Here is a 16303-nt window from a genome sequence, read left to right on the forward strand (position 1 = left end):
CGCCAACCAGACCAGGTGCAAGGAGGCTGGCAGAGGTGGGAGTGGCGAAGAGGCTGCCCCTTGTTGTCCAGCAGGCATTGTGTTATAACGTACGTGTAGTGCTCGTGTTCACCTATTAAAGCCTGGACCGAAAGGCGGCATGTTCTCTGTGGCATGCATCAACAGGGGATGTTGTGAGTTCTGATGGTAAAGCTCTTTGACCGCTTGCGCTCTCTCTTCGGGGGACAGATCCGAGAAGGCAGCTACGAGTATATCCCCGAAGACGGCTACGAGGAGCAGTACGATAACGGGAGTGGGCGCCAGTTCTATACTGCCCTTGATATTGGCACAGAGTATGCCAAGGCGATTGTCTTCGAGGTGGTGGAAGATCAGGGCATCGTGCTGGGCGTGGGCCGACATCGCCAGAGCTACTCACATATGTCCGATGGCATCGTCACGGATATCGAGGGGGTCATCCAGGGCTGCAATGAGGCCCTCATCCAGGCTGAGCGGGCTGCCGGCGATATTGTGGCGCCGGATGCTGTGATCGGCATTGCGGGGGAGCTGGTCAAAGGTAGCTCGATCACCGTGACCAAGACCCGTCAGCAGCCGAACAAGTTCATTACGCCTGATGAGCTGGAGAGCCTGATTGGCATGGCGCAGCAGAAGCTGCTGAAGAGCGCCCGCGATCGCATCGCGGCGGAGACCGGATACCAGAATATTGAGGTACGTCTCACCAACGCTGCGGTGATCTCGGTGCGTGTCGATGGGCAAGTAGTCACGAATCCCATCGGCTTTCGCGGGCGCCATCTTTCCCTCACGCTCTTCAGTGCCTTTGCCCCCCTCATGCAGCTAGGGGCACTGGAGACGGTAGCTCAGGGCCTGGACCTGCGTCTGGTGGCCATTGTGGCGGAGCCTTACGCTCTGGCGCGCTGCCTCAGCACCAACGCCAGCGCTGATAGCGGGGCGATCTTCATCGACGTGGGGGGAGGAACCACCGATATCGCCCTGGTGCGTCAGGGTGGGATCGAGGAAACGCGCATGTTTGCCCTGGGGGGCCGCACCTTCACGCGGCGCCTGGCGACGGGCAAGGGCCTTCCTTTGAAAGAGGCGGAGAAGCTCAAGGTGCTCTACAGCAATGGGATGGTCAAGGGCCACGAGCGGGATGAGATCAAGGCTATTCTGGCTCCCGAGTGTCAGACCTGGATGGACAGCGTCGAGCTGCTCATCGAGGAGCTGGCCAAGAACGAGCTACTGCCGCCGGCAATCTACATGGTCGGCGGTGGCTCTGCGCTGCCCGACCTTCAGGAAAAACTGCGCAGCTTCCCGTGGACAGAGCGCCTGCCCTTCGCTCGCCCGCCGCTGATTGAGACGGTCCAGCCAGATATGGTCACCAGCATTCTTGATCCGCATCAGCTGCTGCGCGATGCCCAGGACATCACGCCGATGGCCCTGGCCTACCAGGCCATCGAGCTGCAGAACGAGAACAGTGCCCTGGAGCAAGCGCTCTACAAGGTAATCCAAAACATGCATCTCTGACTCATCGGCGTGCGGCAAGCCAGCCAGCCAACCAACCAGCCAGCCAGCCGTCAGGAAGGGCAGGTCTGCGTTCCCACTTTCACGTTGGCCGACAAGCTGAAGAGCACAGACAGGGATGAGACAACGGCATAAGAAGAAGAAGAAGACAGGGCCCACGTAGAAGCAGTCGCGTGCTGGCCTGCATGCAGGGAGTAGGGCACATGTCTGACGAGCAGCAGATTATTTATCTAGGCCCCGAAGAGGAACTGACCGACGTGCGCCAGCGCCTGGAGAAGGCCCCGGCGCGGCGCCTCATTCTGGTGGTGCCCCCGCAGACCAAATTGCGCAGTCACGTAGGTTGGCGCTTGCTCCATGCGCGCGCGCGCGAGTTGGGCAAGGATGTGCTCGTCGTCAGCTCGGATCGCCAGGTCCGCGTGGTGGTCAAGGCTGCAGGTTTTAAGGTGGCCGAGTCGCTGACCTCTCCCCCCAGCAGCCGGGCGCGCCCGGGCAGCCGGCCAGCCCGGTCCCTGCAGCAAGGCTCTGGCTCGCGATCAGCTGCTCGCGGCCTGGCAGCCCGTACGCGCGCTGAGCAACCCAGCTCCCTGACCGGCGCTGAAGGAGAGGGGAGGAGACCGCTAGCGCCGCGTGCGCCGCTCGCCGACCAAAAGGGGCGGCAGGACGTGGCGGAAAAGAAGAGCAGCGCTCTATCAGGCTCCTTTGGGCGCAAGCCAGACAGTCGGGAGCCATTCATCGAAGACCTGGCCAGTCCTCAGCGCCCCGCTGAGGCCGGCGGCTCCGCCCGCCGATACTCTCAGCCATCGACCGAGCACTCATATGACTTTCATATCGAACCAATCGATGCCTCCGCGGCGATCTCTCCACTCATTCCCTCTGAGCAGGAGGAGGATGAAGGTGAAGATACGCTGCTGGAGGATTTCCGCACCGCCCAGCACATTCGCCAGGCCGCTCAGCGCAGTTCCACGCCTGCCGGCCTGGATCGGCAGTCCTATACTACTGCTCCCCTCGAAGCCAAAGAAGGCCGGAAAGCGGAGGAGCCAGCCGACCCCTTCGGTCGCATCGAAGATATCTCCCCCAGTCCCCTTCCCGAACAGCGCGGGGCCTTCGCACCCGTCGATGAGATCGAGGACGACATCCCGGCCATCTCCAGTCGACGCGGTACGCTGCTCGAAGCCGAAGTCGAGGATTTGGGTGATCAGGGGGATATCGCCCTGCCATCGACGCACCTCTCTGCCGAGCGCTGGAGTGCCCCTCCTGAAGAGGAGCCATCCCAAGAAGAAGGGGATTTTCCGTCCTCGCTGCCCCGGCTAGGGCGGCAGCCCTACGAGCGATCGGCCTCTTCGCGATTGAGCGGGCTGGGTAGAGAGACGGCTGTTTCCGGCCCTGAACCTGACGAGGAAGGCGAGGAGGAAGGTGATTTTGGTCTGCCCGATATCGAGGCACTTCCCACGCGCGCGCTGCCCCCTCGCTCCGCTCCTGAGCCTCCGCGGGTGATCAGCGGTTCGTTGGTCAAGGCGCCAGCTGGCTCGTCAGGGGCGAGAACGGCCCCTTCGGGAAGCGCCTCCCGCGGGCCGAGAGAGGCGGTCTCGGGTCGCCCGCAGAGCAAGGCCGCGCCCCCTACCGGGGTCGGCGCACGAGCGACAACGGCGCGCCCTCCTCGTCGACCAGCCGCCACGCGCACCGGCGGAGCGCGGGGGCCGCTGCTCGTTGTGGGCCTGCTGGTGCTCGTATTGATCCTCGTTGGCGTTCTCGCCTACTATCTCCCCTCGGCTGAGGTGAGTTTCACCTTGCCGGCACGGGCCTTTAGCCAGAATCTCCAGTTCACGGCCAGTTCCACCACGCGCTTGAGTCTGGCCGCTCATACGCTGCCGGCAGAGGTCCTGCTCTTTAGCCGCAATGCTCAAGCTCAGGGACGGGCCAGCGGACAGGCCAGGGTAGGTGTGGTCAAGGCCCATGGCACGGTCGAGTTCACCAATAAGAGCAACCGCTCACTCGTGATCCCCACCGGCACCATCGTGGCCACTCCCTCGGGCATTCAATTCAAAACTACAGCTGAGCCACTGATTACGCCCGGGACAACCTATCCGGTGCAGGTCGAGGCCGTCAATCCTGGTACCAGCGGCAACGTGCCAGCCAATAGCATCACGGTCATTCCCGCCGACAGTCTGCAGCAGATCGGAGCCTCGGCCAGCGAACTGACGGTCACCAATCCTCAACCTACCTCGGGCGGGGGCCTGGGCACTGTCCCCCAGGTGACTGCCGCCGATGTCAACACCCTGAAGAACCAGCTCGCTGCCCGGCTGGAGCAGGAGATGCAGGACTGGCTCAAGCAACAAGTGCACGATGGCGATCTGACCGGTAAACCGGTGGTACAGGAGCAGGTGAATGCCGTCCCCGCCGTCGGTCAGGTAACGGCAACGGGCAGCTTCCAGGCAACCCTGACGCTGCAGGCCGCCATTCTGGTGGTCCGCGCCTCCGATATTCAGCAGGCTGCGCGCGCCGCTCTCAATGCGGCCATCCAGAAGCAACAGCAGGGATATGCCCTGCTAAGCGAGAAGCCCGTGACCATCGCGCACTTGAAGGGGACGCCCAACGACAAGGGCAACTCACTCGCGCTGGCTTTTACTGCCACAGGGCTGGTGGCTCCGGCAATCAGTGACCAGGAACTGCAGAATCAACTCAGCGGCAAGGCCAAAGATCAGGCCCTCAGCGATCTCAATAGCCTGCTGGCCGCGCGTCTTGGAAAGCAAACGGTCGATATTCAGGCGGCCATCTCAGTCAATCCAGGCTTTTACCCCTGGATGCCACTGCTGCGCGATCACATTCATATCCATCGCAACATCGTCCTGGTCTCGTGACCATGCAGCGCATGTGGTGAACGAACAACACGAGCGCCGACGGGAGAGGAGGCCGGCCCCGGCCTGGCTGGAGCTGGCCCTCAGCCCGTCGGCCTTTTCTTTGTCTGGATGAGGATGCAAATCTCAGGAGAGAGCGGACAGGATGGGACGAGCAAGACCAGCGACCGCGCGAGAAGGGAGACACTGCCTGCCAGACCAACCATTGCCATTCTTTCTCTCGCGGCGTAGACAGAGACGGCTTCCTTCGTTAGAATGCTATGGATACTGCTCTATTCTAGTAGTGAAGTCACAGGGAAGGACAACAGGCTAGTTTCACTTTTATATGGCTCGCATACTGGCTTTAGACGTGGGAGAGGCCCGCATCGGAGTGGCCATCAGTGATGCCTCGCAGATTCTGGCCTCGCCCTATACAACGCTGGAAGTGGCCGGCAACGAGGCCCGGCTCTGGGAGACACTGCGACGCATCGTTGAGGAGAACGAGGCCGAGGCCCTCGTCGTGGGGCTACCCGTGAGCCTTGATGGGCAGATCCATCAGCAGGGAGAGCGCGTGCTAGCCTTTGTCGAGCGCTTGAAGCGCCATATCAGGATCCCGGTCGACCTATGGGATGAGCGCCTTTCAACGGTGGAGGCGCAGCGTTTGCTCGCGGAGCGAGAGCAGGAGGAGGGAGGGAGGCGTCCCAGGCGTGGTAGCCGTCAAGGTGGTCAGGGCAAAAAGGGAAGAAACCGGCAGGGGCAGGGACTCGATGCTCTGGCAGCGGCACTTATTCTGCAGCAGTACCTGAATCACCGGCACCAAGCTTCAGAGGAAGCGTCACAATGAAAGTACGAGGTCCTCGCCCTCCTCGCTCGCGGGGGGCCATACTGATTGCCTTTCTGGTCTTTGCCCTGGTTCTGGGCCTCATCTACGTCTCCTGGAATCTGGTCACGGCGGTCCTGGAACCAGTCAGTCCTCCTGGCCAGGGTCATACAGTGACGATTGTTGTTCAAGAGAACGAGACGGTCCAGCAGCTGGCCAACGACCTCCAGGCCAAGGGGCTGATCCGCAACGCCCTGGCCTTTCGCTTCTGGGCCAAGATCAAGGGCCTGGATCAGCACTTACAGGCCGGCGTCTATCGCAATCTGAACAGCAGCATGAGCATGAGCGATCTCATCGATGCGCTCATGACCGGGCAACCCGATCAGATCGTCGTGCGAGTTCCCGAGGGCTGGCGCCTGGAACAGATTGCGGACAAGATCGCCGCGGCTGGCCTGCCGCGCTTCAGTAAGCAGGACTTTCTGACCTATACCAAGAATCCGGCCAGGTTTCCCGATCGCAACAAGTTCCCCTTTTTGAAGCAGCTCCCGTCGGGGGCGACAATGGAAGGGTTACTCTTCCCAGATACCTACTTTTTCGATCTCGGGGCGACGACCACCGATGTTATCGATCGCCTGCTGACGGAGTTCCAGGCCAAGGTCCAGCAGTATCATCTCGACACCAAGGCGGCGGCCAACCAGATGAGCCTCTACCAGATGGTCATTCTAGCCTCGATCGTTGAGCGCGAGGCGGCCTTTGATAGCGATCGCCCCTTGATCGCTAGCGTCTATTGGAACCGCATCTATCGCCCCAACGCAGAGACCGCTGGCTTTCTGGACGCCGATCCCACCGTCCAGTACGCCCGCGATTCGCAAGCTGGCACAAAGAGCTATTGGGCGGCCCTGAATGAGTCAGGTAGTCAGGTAATGCCCGATAGCCCCTGGAATACGTATACACATAAGGGCTGGCCGCCTACGCCGATCTGCAGCCCCAGTCTGGCTAGCCTGCAGGCGGCAGCCTCGCCAGCCAAAACCGACTACTACTTTTTCCTGAACCGGCCTGATAATGGACGGGCCGTCTTTGCCAAGACAAAGGCTGAGTTCGATCAGGAGGTTCAGCGGTATCTAAAGTAACATAAGGAAGCAACAGCGAGAGTTGAGCTGATGAATCTGAATCTCGGACAGGTCATTTTCCTAGCTCTGTTGCAGGGTATTACCGAGCTGTTCCCGATCAGCAGCCTGGGGCACACGGTTGTGATCCCCGGGCTGCTGGGTTGGGGAGATCTGGTGGACAATGAGAGGTTTCTGCCCTTGATTACGGCGCTCCACCTGGGAACGGCCCTGGCGCTTGTGATCTATTTCTGGCGCGATTGGCTCCAGGTACTGCGCACGCTCTGGAAGAGCGTCAAGGAAGGTCAGGTACGGCGCGGCACCGAGGAATGGGTCAGCTGGTTGATCATTATCGGCTCAATCCCGACTGGGATTCTGGGAGTGTTTCTAGAAAAGCCCCTCAAGCAGCTCTTTGCCTCCCCTGTCATCGCAGCTACTTTCCTGGTAGTCAACGGTTCACTGCTCTTCTTTGGCGAGGCCCTGCGTCGCTATCTGGCCGCTCAGGAGGAACGGCGCCTGGCCCGCAATGACAGCAAGGTGCTCCTGCGTCCCCTGGCCTCCCTCTCCTGGAAAGAGGCCGTACTGGTGGGCCTGGGACAGTCCCTGGCCTTGATCCCTGGCATCTCGCGCTCCGGCGCCTCAATGGTCGCTGGTTTAGGCGTGCGCCTCAGTCACGAGGACGCAGCACGTTACTCGTTTCTGCTGGGAACGCCGATCATCTTTGCGGCGGCTGTGCTGGAAATCCCCCAGCTCTTTGGACTCTCCGGTTCCGTCCTGCTGCTGGTCTTCACTGGTATGGTGCTTTCCGGGCTGGCGGCCTACCTCAGTACTAAATTCTTACTGAAGTATTTTGAGACGGGTAACCTCTATCCTTTTGCCGTCTATTGCTGGATCGCTGGCCTGATCGGGCTTGTTTTGCTCTTCTTCGTATTGCACACCGCCCCCTGATTAGGTAGAATTGCTTAGAGGCTGTTGGGGTAGGCAAGCTGCTGTGGACGAAGAAGGCGCTGTCTACAGCGGCTGCTGCTCCCCAGCCTGGCAATGGCCCCGTTCTGAAGGGGGAGGGCTTTGCCGCCAGCCCTGGCAGAGCTGTACCTCTCTCGCGAACCGAGGTCCCTATTTGCAACTCTTGAGGAAAAGGTAGGAACACCGCGTATGAAGAACCAGTATCTCTTTTACGCCGCTCTTGCTGTAGGTATTATTCTCCTTATCCTCGGAGCCGTTTTCGAGGCAACTCACCATCCTACGCGCGGCCTGGTCGGCCTGATCGTCGGTGCGATCCTGCTGATCGTTGGGATCGTCGGTCTAGTGATGGGGCGCCCCAAGACGGCCTAGCCAGGCCAGGCTCGTGCTGGCCCCTGGCTGGCTCGTTGTTGCCCGCGCTGGTCGGGCGGGCGGACAGGACCGATAGATGTTGAACCGCTGAGCGACCAGAGAGGTGAGGCAGGGAGCTGTCCCGAGGGGGGAAGGAAGGGCTGGCTTCCCGACAGGCTGTTCCCTGTTTCCCTTTTTCTTTTAGGTCTCTGCCTGTTCGAAGCAAGATCGTCGTCCGGCCTGATCCGGCCTATCTGCCGAGGGCCGAGCGGCCTGGAGCAGGCCGGAGCGAGGGTGGGTCGCTCGCTCCGCTGGGCGGGCAAAACTGATATAGTAGCTTATTTCCTTTAGGAAAGGGTGGAACGGTGAAGAACTCTTCTAATCCCACCGTATTCGTGCTGGCCATCGTGGTAGCTATCGTGGCCCTGATCGCGGGGATCTATTATCTGATCCCGGGCATTCCGCATGTGCTCGCTTCGCCGCCAACTGCCGTACATGTAAAGCATGCCGTGCTCTTTTTCGCGATCGCCATCATCTGCGTCATTGGCGCTCTGGTGACACGCCCGCGAGCTGCCTGAGCGTCTGCCAGTCCCCAGGGGAAGGGAAGCGCTGGAGGAGCGAGCAAGAGACCTTCTCTTCTGGGAGGACAGTTCAGGCAGAGAGAGGGGTCTGTCTGGCCTGCTCTCTCTGCCCATTTATTTTATCTGCAGGGACCAGCTGGTCTCCCAGGACTCCTCACCGGGGAAGAGGAGCTGGAGCGGGCTAGTGCGAGGTTCCGAGCAGGCTGCCGACGATCTGGGGATAGCCACGCAGGAACTCGGCTGCGCTCAGGGCCTTGCGCCCTTCCATCTGCAGGCGACTCACCAGGAGCCAGCCTTCCCCGCAGGCGACCGCCAGCCGCTCCTCGCCGGCGACCATCTGCCGCTCGACGGTTCCGGGGGCCAGGCTCTGTGGGCGAGCGGCCTCTTCCTCGCTCAGTGCGCTGGCTGTGAGGATCTTGAGCAGCTTACCCTGCCAGAACGTGTAGCTGCCGGGCCAGGGAGTATAAGCGCGCACCATACGCGCCAGCCAGGCTGCGGGCCGTTGCCAGTCGATCTGACCATCCTCCTTGCGCAGCATTCGAGTATAGCTGGCCTGGCTCTCGTCCTGGGGCTGCGGTACGATCTCGCCGGCGACCCAGCGCGGCAGGGTCTCCAGCAGGGCGCTGGCCCCCAACTGGGCCAGCTTAGCGCTCAGTGTGGCCGTCGTATCGTCGGGCGCAATCGGCAGACGGCGCTGATGGAGGATGGGGCCGGTATCGATGCCAGCATCGAGGAGCATAATGGTCACGCCGGTCTCGCTCTCTCCCTGCAAGATAGCTTCGCTGATCGGTGAGACGCCGCGGTACTTCGGCAGCAGCGAGGCATGGATGTTCAGGGTGCCGTAGCGCGGCTGATCCAGCACTGCCTGCGGCAGAATCTGACCGAAAGCCGTGACAATGTAGAGGTCGGCGCGGTAGGCTGCCAGCGCCTCGATCGCTTCTGGGCGCTTGAGAGAACCGGGCTGCCAGACGGGGAGGCCGTGAGCGAGGGCGACCTCTTTCACCGGCGAAAAGACCACCTGGTGGCCTCGCCCGGCAGGTTTATCGGGGCGCGTGATCACCGCCACGATCTCATAGCCTTCCTCCAGCACGGCCCCGGGTCTGGCCCCACCGATCAAGGCTTCCAGGGGGGGCACAGCAAACTGGGGAGTGCCCATGTAAATTATTCGGAGCATAGGTCGACTGATCCCTCTCCCTTCTACGCGAATTACGTTCCTATAATAGCATTATTCAAACTAACAAGCACCAGCTCCCATAAACCAACCAAAACAAACCACACCTAAAGCCAGCTCAACACAAGCCACACTGACCCCCTCACAAGGAAGAATACTAACAACAACCACGATATAAGGCACAAACAAACGCACATTGTGCAGGAATACAACCAGCTTTTCTACGATTCCAACCTACCACGACGAACCTGCCGCCCCGAAGGAAAGCGAACCCTCCTTGCAGGTGAATACTGGTCATGATCAACCAAAGCATCCGCGCTCCTAAAATCAGACAGATAAACCTCTGAGGTCACCTGGACCGAAGCGTGGCCAAGCGTTGTCGATAACTTGAACAAATCTCCCCCAGCAAGCAAATACTGCTTTGCAAAAGTATGCCGAAAAACGTGAGGATGCACACGAGGGCACTCACCACGCTCGACCTGGCTCTCAAGACCAGCAGACCTCACCAAACGATCCAGAATAAACCTAACCCCCCTAACCGTCAATGGACCACGACGCCCGAGAAAAAGACGGCTACTATAGGACACCGAAGCAAACCGAGGCCGAGCCACCTGCAGATAGCGAAACAATACCTTCACAACCGCAGGATACAGCCCAACCACCCGCTCTTTCCTTCCCTTTCCCCTCACCTTCAAACACCGATGCCTCAGATCCAGGTCACTCAGCTCAAGACCAACCAGCTCCGAAACCCTGATCCCCGTATCCAGCAAAACCGCCACAATTGCATAATCCCGCAACCCATCCCTAGTAGAGACATCGCAAGCCCCCAACAAAGCCTCCACCTGCTCCGGACGTAACGTCAGCTTCACCCTCTTCTCCAACTTTGGCTTCCTCAAACGCCCCGAGGGATCACTATCTAGCAAACGCTCCTCATGACACCATCGAAAAAAAGCCTTGATCAGACTTACATGCAAAACAAACGTTGACAATGCTAGCCGCCTCTGACCACCACCAGCTATCCCACGATCTTCAGAAGAAGAAGAACGTAGAAACTGTAAAAACTCTCTGAGATGAAAGAGAGTCACAGCCTCCAAATGCTCCACTCCCTTACCTACTAACCACCGTGCCAACAAAGACAATACCCTCCGATACAGCTGAACTGTCCCAACCGACCGCCCACGTACTTCCAGATCCAACAGAAACTGGTCTACAGCCTCATCAAAACGCATCCTACTCCTCTCCTTCCTGAGCAAACCACTCTGCAGAACGTATCACGAACCGTGACAACTTCCACTCCCCAGCTCTCCACTGCTCAAGACGCTCCCTCAACACCCGCTCCAAGACCCGCCTGTACTGCCACACCGAGTCAAACTCCCCGTGCCACTCCCACAACAGCCAGCCAGCCTCGGTCCGATCACCCGCAGGTGGATGATCAGTCACGCCACCATCCTGCCGCAGCATCCCAGCTCGCTCTTCCTCCTGACCCTCCTCTGCCTTCCCCTGGCCACACAACAGCCGCCGCAGTACCGCCACCGACTGTTCAAAGAACCGACGCGAGTACCGCAGCCGCCGCGTCCGCACCTGCCACCTGCCCACAGCCTTGAGCAGGTACTTCGTCACATACGAAGCCACCTTGCCCGAACGCACCCGCTCGACATACACCACATACGCCTCTCGCTCCTCTGCCTCTTCTCCCTGTCGCCGACCACGCGTCGCCGAGCGCCACAGCTCCGAGATCACCCCATGCGGCAGATACGCTACCCCCTTGATCAGCACATGCCAGTGCAGCCACCCATTGCGATGCCACTCCGGCACCGCCAGATACTCAATCCGATACGCCGGACGGCCCTCCCGCCTGGAACCACGCCTGACCGCCTGCACCCAGGTCGTCAGCGCCCGCGACGCCTCCTGAAGCGTCCGACCCGCCCTGGTCAGCGTCACAAAGAGCGCCGGCTCCGCCTGCTCAATCAACCGCCTCCACACCAGCACCTTGCGTGGCCCACAATAGCGACACGACCACCGCCCACACCGCATCGGCACCATCTCTCCCGTCTCCCGCGAGACCAGCCGATGTCGCAACGCCCAGGGATGCCCGCAGACAAACCACCTCCACGTCCCATCCGCCAGCCGCTCACGAGCACTCCTCTCCACAGCCACAGTCGGGAGAGCAGCACGTGGCCACTCTCCCGCCGCCCCTGCCACTTGCTCACTCCCCATGCTTCCTCCACATCGCACGCCGGTCAGGCAGCTCCTGTTGCCCATACTGCAACAGGAAATGCTCCCGGCAATACCTGGCTCCATTGCACCACTCGAACCGATCACACTCCGGCCACCGACACCGCCCCCGATCAGCCGGCCCAATAAAGCCCCTGGCCGCCTCTGCCGACAACTGCAACCGGAAGGGCCGCCGCCAGCTCGAGTACCGCTCTCCTCTTCTGCCCTGCCTCACCACAGCTCACCCCCCCACACCAGCTCGCAAGCCAGCTCTGCCAGACCAAGACCCAGCCACATCCCTCACGCCTCCAAGACACCCAACCGGGCATGCCACGACAGCAAACAGTCGTCCTGGACCTCCCAACGGACCCCTGCCCACGCCACCAATGCCTCACAGACCTCCGCTAGCACCCTCTTGTGCTTCATCCTCGCCCAGTCTCGCAAACGCTCCATGGACCAACGAAACCCAGACCAGTCCCACAAACGCACCTCTCTGCCCCCTACAGTCACTCCGTCCCCATACACCGCAGGCCCCTGCAGAAACACCAGCAGCGCTACCAGCAGCGCTGCCCCTCCTCGTAAGCGGCCCACCATCGCCAGACACATCAAGCTCGCGAACTCCTCTCCCAGCCGCGGCCACTCCTCCAAGAAGCGCTCAACCACCTCCTGATAGCGATCCAGCCCCGACCGCTCCAAGGCCAGCACGATGTCCATGCCAGTCATCGCCCATCCCTCCTTCACAGACTTGTGTGACTTACGCTTCTTGAGATCAAGTGAAGGGGCGGCGAGTCGCGCGCTTCGCGCGCGCACGCCGCGCTTCGCGCGGCTGCTCGCCACACCCCCCTCCAAGCGGAAGGGCTGGCACGCGCTGGTCTCTCACGCGCAGGCCCCAGGCCCTCCACAGCACTGCCGCCCGCCGCCGCTCGCATCCAGACCCACGCGCGTGCCAGCCCCCTGGCGAAGCTGTTCCGCGCCCGCTCGACGGCCCAGGCTTCGCCAGCCAGGCCCCACACCCCTTCCACTCCACTCCCGCCGGCGTCAAGGCCAAGACGAGCGCCCTTCGGGCGGCCTTGACCCCGGCTCCTGGCTGGCTGCCTTCCCTGGCAGGAGCGGGCGCGGGAACAAAGGGCGCGGCAGACCCCCCGGGGGAGGGTTCTCCTCTCCCGAGGTCCCATGCCTCAGCCCCCCGACGCAGTACGCCGGTCCTGGTACCACTTCTGCAGAGGATTGAGCGGCACCGGCAACCGCGGCCCCTCTGCCACCGGCCCAGCCGGCCCCCGCTGCGCTGGTGGCGCAGGCGACACCGTCGAGGGCACCACCCGCTTTGGCTCCGGCCCCGACACCGACACCGGAGCCGCGCCGCGCTCACGCATCAGATCGGCATCCAGAGCCGCCAGCACCAGCGTCGTCAGCGGCAGAATCGACAGCGTCAGCACCACCACCCACCACATCGCCGGCCACCGGGCCGCCAGGCTCCCGAGCCACTGCAACCGCGGCAGCGCCACCAGCGCATGCAGCACATTGGCCACCACTTCAACCCACTCGTACACCAGTGCTACCCCCAGCAACATGCCCAAACGACGCTTGGAAAGCACGCGCAGCGCAATCGCCCGCATCACCAGAAAGCCAGTGAGCGCAAACGCGCTCGTGACTGCCCCCGCCTCAATCATCCCAAGCCAACCCTGCACCACGTCCGAAAACAGCCAGAAAATCGAAGCCGCGGAAGCTGCCGAAAACACCAACGCCACCACCCGCAACAACCCATGCAGCATCTCATGCAACAAGCGATCAAACCAGCGCATCTGTCACCTCCCCTGCTTGCCTACGATGTCGGCACCACCTGTGCCACCAGTTGGAGAAACCCCTTCACCCGCTTGTCAATCACCAGCAACCCCACATTCGCATCCTCCTCAGGCAGGCGGAGATGCTGCTGAGCAAACTTGAGCAACTCTTCCTGAGAAGCCCGACCCGCCTTGACCTCCTTCTGCAACTGCTGTACCTCTGCCAGCCCTGGCCACCCTCCAACCACCTTGATGTGATACTGAGGACGCTCTCCCCGCGGAGTCAGCACCTCTCGATCCACCACCACCAGGTCGATGCTATCCACAAACCGACCAATCTGGGCAAACTCAACACGTCCGTTCAGATACATTCCTGTCCTCCTTTCTCACAACGCGCCTGTAATAACCACGCCAGCCGGTCCCACAACGGCCTGTCATCGCCCTCGCCACAAATCAGCCGGGCAACCGCACACTCCTGCTGAGCCTCAAGCTGCTGCGCCTCTTGCAGCAAACGTTCGTAAAACCGATACAGCTCTTCCTCGCCCTCCTCCTCAAAAACCACCAGCAACTGATGCATCCGCGCCTGCCACCCAACGAAATCGATGACCGGAATCCGCACTTCCCCTTCCTCGCTGCCAAACACCGGCACTTCGATAAAGCCCCAGGCCGGACCCGGGAAGGGCATCACCACCGCCATCCTCGCCAGCACCTCTGCCTTGCCCTCCGCATCCAGCCGATCCAACAGCTCCTCAAACAGCCGCTTGATGACCGGCTCACCCATCGACTCGCTCATCACAGCCTCCTTTCACAGGCAGGGGAACGAGCATCCCCGTTCCCCTGCCAACAGAGCTACTACGGCATCCGCTCCCACGCACGCTCCTCCTCTACCTCCGACCCGGCATCCCGCGAAGGACACACCCAGTAATCACCCTCCCAGTCCCGCGGATCGGACCGAGGACGCAGCGTCACCAGCCCCACCACAAAGAGCACCATTGCCAGCGCAACAGTGACAATCGCCACCGTCGTGTAGTCAAAAAACAGCATCGCTCCAAACATCCCCACCAGCAGAAGCACCAGCAACCCAACAAAACGCGAGATCGTCATGACCCACCTCCTAATAGCGCCGAGCGGCAAGCGTCTGCTTGACCTCTCCTACGATCATCTGTACATCCGCAAGCGTCAGGACACCCACCACAAACCGATCAACCCAGTCCACAACCAGCCTCGCCCACTCCGGCAGCTCCACTCCCTCCTCCAGTCCCTCCTCGGCCTCCTCTCCGTCCTCCCCGCTCTCTTCCTCGTCAACAGGAGGCCCCGACAGGTACACCCGCAACCGCGACACAAACACCGGATAGCCCAGCTCAGACTCAAGAAAGCGAGAGAGCGGACAGTTCCAGCCCGAACACGCGCGCCCAACGGTACGCTGTCCCTGCAACCCCAACTGCCGAAGCCACGCCTCAAACCGGGCCAGCGTCAGCACACGCCGGATCTGCCGATATGCCTGCTCCCTCTGCCAGACCACCGCATCCTCCGCCAGCTCAACTCGCCCCATCGACTCACGCTGTTGCCAGCTCATAAGACACCTCTCCTGAATGAGGAACCACGCTTGGATGAACCAGCCTTAAGAAAGGGATCCCTGTCAAACACCGCCCGCCAGCCATACCGCATCAGCAGCAGCGCCACCCGCACCACATGGAATTGATCCTCATCCAAGAACCGAAGATCCAAAGGAGACACCCGCTTGTACCCCTCGTACCCTCCCAACACCAGCAACCAGTACAGCAACACGTTCTGCCATGCCGACTGCCCCGGCAGCCGTAGCACCTCCTCAACGGCCCGCCAACGCAACCGCCGACCCTGAAACAACCCCTGTGCCTCTACCTGCTGCCACAGGCCCGAAAACGCTGTCAGCCCATACAGCAGCAAGACCTCTTCATTTCCCAAGGCATCAAACGCAAGCCGACAGCACGCCCCAGCAAAACGACTGGCATGCTCCTGAGACAGGAAGCAAGACCGCATCGCACTCACCTCCCAATCAGCTTCACAGAGCCATCCGACCAACGCAGTTCATCACCTTGCCGCCAGCCAACCCGAGCACCCCGCTCCATCCAGTACCTCGCCAGGAAGGCAGCCCCAACCTCACCACTTGGCCCTGCCTGAGCATCCCCAGGCCGCTCCTCAAGCCACCCACCAAAGACAGGAGCCTCATTAGCCCAGCGAACCAACCAGGGATGATCAGCAAGCACAGTGAAATCAATCACATATCCCCCCTCAGCCAGGAAGGGAAGCATCCCAGACAAACTGCCCCCGATCCAAACCATCAACAGGTCATCCTCATCATCCTTGTCATACTCGAAAAACGCCCGCACATCACCCGCAACCGCTACAAGCAGCAGCAGCAACCTCTTCGTCTGAGAACCCATTACTGATCAGCCTCCTCCCACTGATGCAGCAATCGCCAGACAGCTCGCCCAAAACGCCGGTTATCATCGCCACGCCCAAGCGCGTGGCGCCCAGCAAGAATGCCCCGGAGAAACCCAGCGGTGAACACCTCGGCCCGCTCGAGGGGATCAGGACAACGACGCCACCCAAAGCGCCGGTATCGCCGCCGCACGCCACGCAAGTAATCAGCCACCTCCTCAGCCGAATCACGCTGACAGTAGTAGTACCTGTAATTCCGGATCCCGCTGCGGAAAGCCTCCCGAAAAAACTGACGCCGCTCTTCTGCATTCATACAGACCTCCCAAAAGACAACAAGGCCCAGGGCCATCAGCCCACCAACAAGCACGCGCATTCCGCCGCTCGCTGATGGGCTTGACAGCCCCAGGCCCAAAATGGGATAATACCCACGAGCCTCGCTACACATGTACACTGTGACTGGTCGCCTCCCCAAGCAGAGCCAGCCACAGCAACTGCAATCAGCGAGCACCGGAGCGCTCAAGGCCCCAACTTGGGCGCTCCATTCAC

The 16303-nt window shown here is 61.2% G+C and carries 19 protein-coding genes; 7 read left to right on the forward strand and 12 right to left on the reverse strand.

Translation table 11 applies throughout. The features are described from left to right. Window positions 1-183: 183 nt before the first annotated feature. The 7 genes from ACFMO7_RS19975 (at window position 184) to ACFMO7_RS20005 (ending at window position 8167) form a co-directional block, all read left to right on the forward strand. The gene (locus tag ACFMO7_RS19975; RefSeq protein WP_376797242.1) at window positions 184-1518 is read left to right on the forward strand and encodes a cell division FtsA domain-containing protein; all 1335 of its coding nucleotides are present in this window, start codon (window positions 184-186) and stop codon (window positions 1516-1518) included. Window positions 1519-1718: 200 nt separating this feature from the next. Further along, window positions 1719-4373, forward strand: a complete 2655-nt coding sequence (locus ACFMO7_RS19980) for a baseplate J/gp47 family protein (RefSeq protein ID WP_376797243.1) — start codon at window positions 1719-1721, stop codon at window positions 4371-4373. Between the two features lie 322 nt (window positions 4374-4695). Continuing rightward, the gene (gene ruvX, locus ACFMO7_RS19985; RefSeq protein ID WP_376797244.1) at window positions 4696-5193 is read left to right on the forward strand and encodes a Holliday junction resolvase RuvX; all 498 of its coding nucleotides are present in this window, start codon (window positions 4696-4698) and stop codon (window positions 5191-5193) included. Then, the gene (gene mltG, locus ACFMO7_RS19990; RefSeq protein ID WP_376797245.1) at window positions 5190-6299 is read left to right on the forward strand and encodes an endolytic transglycosylase MltG; all 1110 of its coding nucleotides are present in this window, start codon (window positions 5190-5192) and stop codon (window positions 6297-6299) included. Before ruvX ends, mltG begins: the two co-directional genes overlap by 4 nt. 30 nt (window positions 6300-6329) lie before the next feature. Then, the gene (locus ACFMO7_RS19995; RefSeq protein WP_376797246.1) at window positions 6330-7223 is read left to right on the forward strand and encodes an undecaprenyl-diphosphate phosphatase; all 894 of its coding nucleotides are present in this window, start codon (window positions 6330-6332) and stop codon (window positions 7221-7223) included. 207 nt (window positions 7224-7430) lie between these two features. Continuing rightward, window positions 7431-7610 carry a hypothetical protein gene (locus ACFMO7_RS20000; RefSeq protein ID WP_376797247.1) on the forward strand — a complete coding sequence of 60 codons (180 nt, stop codon included), beginning with the start codon at window positions 7431-7433 and terminating at the stop codon, window positions 7608-7610. A gap of 344 nt (window positions 7611-7954) precedes the next feature. Further along, a complete protein-coding gene (locus ACFMO7_RS20005) occupies window positions 7955-8167 on the forward strand; it encodes a hypothetical protein (protein WP_376797248.1) in 213 nt (70 codons plus the stop codon). Between the two features lie 184 nt (window positions 8168-8351). Here the strand turns inward: ACFMO7_RS20005 and fmt are convergent, their stop codons facing one another. From fmt to ACFMO7_RS20065, 12 genes are all read right to left on the reverse strand, one after another. Beyond that, on the reverse strand, window positions 8352-9344 hold the full coding sequence (gene fmt, locus ACFMO7_RS20010) for a methionyl-tRNA formyltransferase (RefSeq protein WP_376797249.1): 993 nt from the start codon (window positions 9342-9344) through the stop codon (window positions 8352-8354). Between the two features lie 218 nt (window positions 9345-9562). Next, the gene (locus ACFMO7_RS20015; protein WP_376797250.1) at window positions 9563-10570 is read right to left on the reverse strand and encodes a tyrosine-type recombinase/integrase; all 1008 of its coding nucleotides are present in this window, start codon (window positions 10568-10570) and stop codon (window positions 9563-9565) included. 1 nt (window position 10571) lies between these two features. Next, window positions 10572-11558: a hypothetical protein gene (locus ACFMO7_RS20020; RefSeq protein WP_376797251.1), complete on the reverse strand. Its 987-nt coding sequence runs from the start codon at window positions 11556-11558 to the stop codon at window positions 10572-10574. 297 nt (window positions 11559-11855) lie between these two features. Continuing rightward, on the reverse strand, window positions 11856-12278 hold the full coding sequence (locus tag ACFMO7_RS20025; RefSeq protein WP_376797252.1) for a hypothetical protein: 423 nt from the start codon (window positions 12276-12278) through the stop codon (window positions 11856-11858). A gap of 455 nt (window positions 12279-12733) precedes the next feature. Then, window positions 12734-13357, reverse strand: a complete 624-nt coding sequence (locus ACFMO7_RS20030; protein WP_376797253.1) for a hypothetical protein — start codon at window positions 13355-13357, stop codon at window positions 12734-12736. A gap of 20 nt (window positions 13358-13377) precedes the next feature. Further along, on the reverse strand, window positions 13378-13707 hold the full coding sequence (locus tag ACFMO7_RS20035) for a hypothetical protein (RefSeq protein ID WP_376797254.1): 330 nt from the start codon (window positions 13705-13707) through the stop codon (window positions 13378-13380). Continuing rightward, the gene (locus ACFMO7_RS20040) at window positions 13698-14129 is read right to left on the reverse strand and encodes a hypothetical protein (protein ID WP_376797255.1); all 432 of its coding nucleotides are present in this window, start codon (window positions 14127-14129) and stop codon (window positions 13698-13700) included. The genes ACFMO7_RS20035 and ACFMO7_RS20040 overlap by 10 nt, the downstream gene beginning before the upstream one ends. 59 nt (window positions 14130-14188) lie before the next feature. After that, the gene (locus ACFMO7_RS20045) at window positions 14189-14440 is read right to left on the reverse strand and encodes a hypothetical protein (protein WP_376797256.1); all 252 of its coding nucleotides are present in this window, start codon (window positions 14438-14440) and stop codon (window positions 14189-14191) included. 10 nt (window positions 14441-14450) lie between these two features. Next, window positions 14451-14912, reverse strand: a complete 462-nt coding sequence (locus ACFMO7_RS20050) for a hypothetical protein (protein WP_376797257.1) — start codon at window positions 14910-14912, stop codon at window positions 14451-14453. Continuing rightward, a complete protein-coding gene (locus ACFMO7_RS20055) occupies window positions 14909-15364 on the reverse strand; it encodes a hypothetical protein (RefSeq protein WP_376797258.1) in 456 nt (151 codons plus the stop codon). Before ACFMO7_RS20055 ends, ACFMO7_RS20050 begins: the two co-directional genes overlap by 4 nt. Further along, window positions 15361-15759: a hypothetical protein gene (locus ACFMO7_RS20060; protein ID WP_376797259.1), complete on the reverse strand. Its 399-nt coding sequence runs from the start codon at window positions 15757-15759 to the stop codon at window positions 15361-15363. Before ACFMO7_RS20060 ends, ACFMO7_RS20055 begins: the two co-directional genes overlap by 4 nt. Next, entirely contained in the window at window positions 15759-16130 is a 372-nt protein-coding gene (locus ACFMO7_RS20065) for a hypothetical protein (RefSeq protein ID WP_376797260.1), read from the reverse strand. The genes ACFMO7_RS20060 and ACFMO7_RS20065 overlap by 1 nt, the downstream gene beginning before the upstream one ends. Window positions 16131-16303 lie beyond the last annotated feature (173 nt).

The sequence above is a fragment of the Thermogemmatispora sp. genome (assembly GCF_042408735.1).
Classification (GTDB): Bacteria; Chloroflexota; Ktedonobacteria; order Ktedonobacterales; family Ktedonobacteraceae; genus Thermogemmatispora.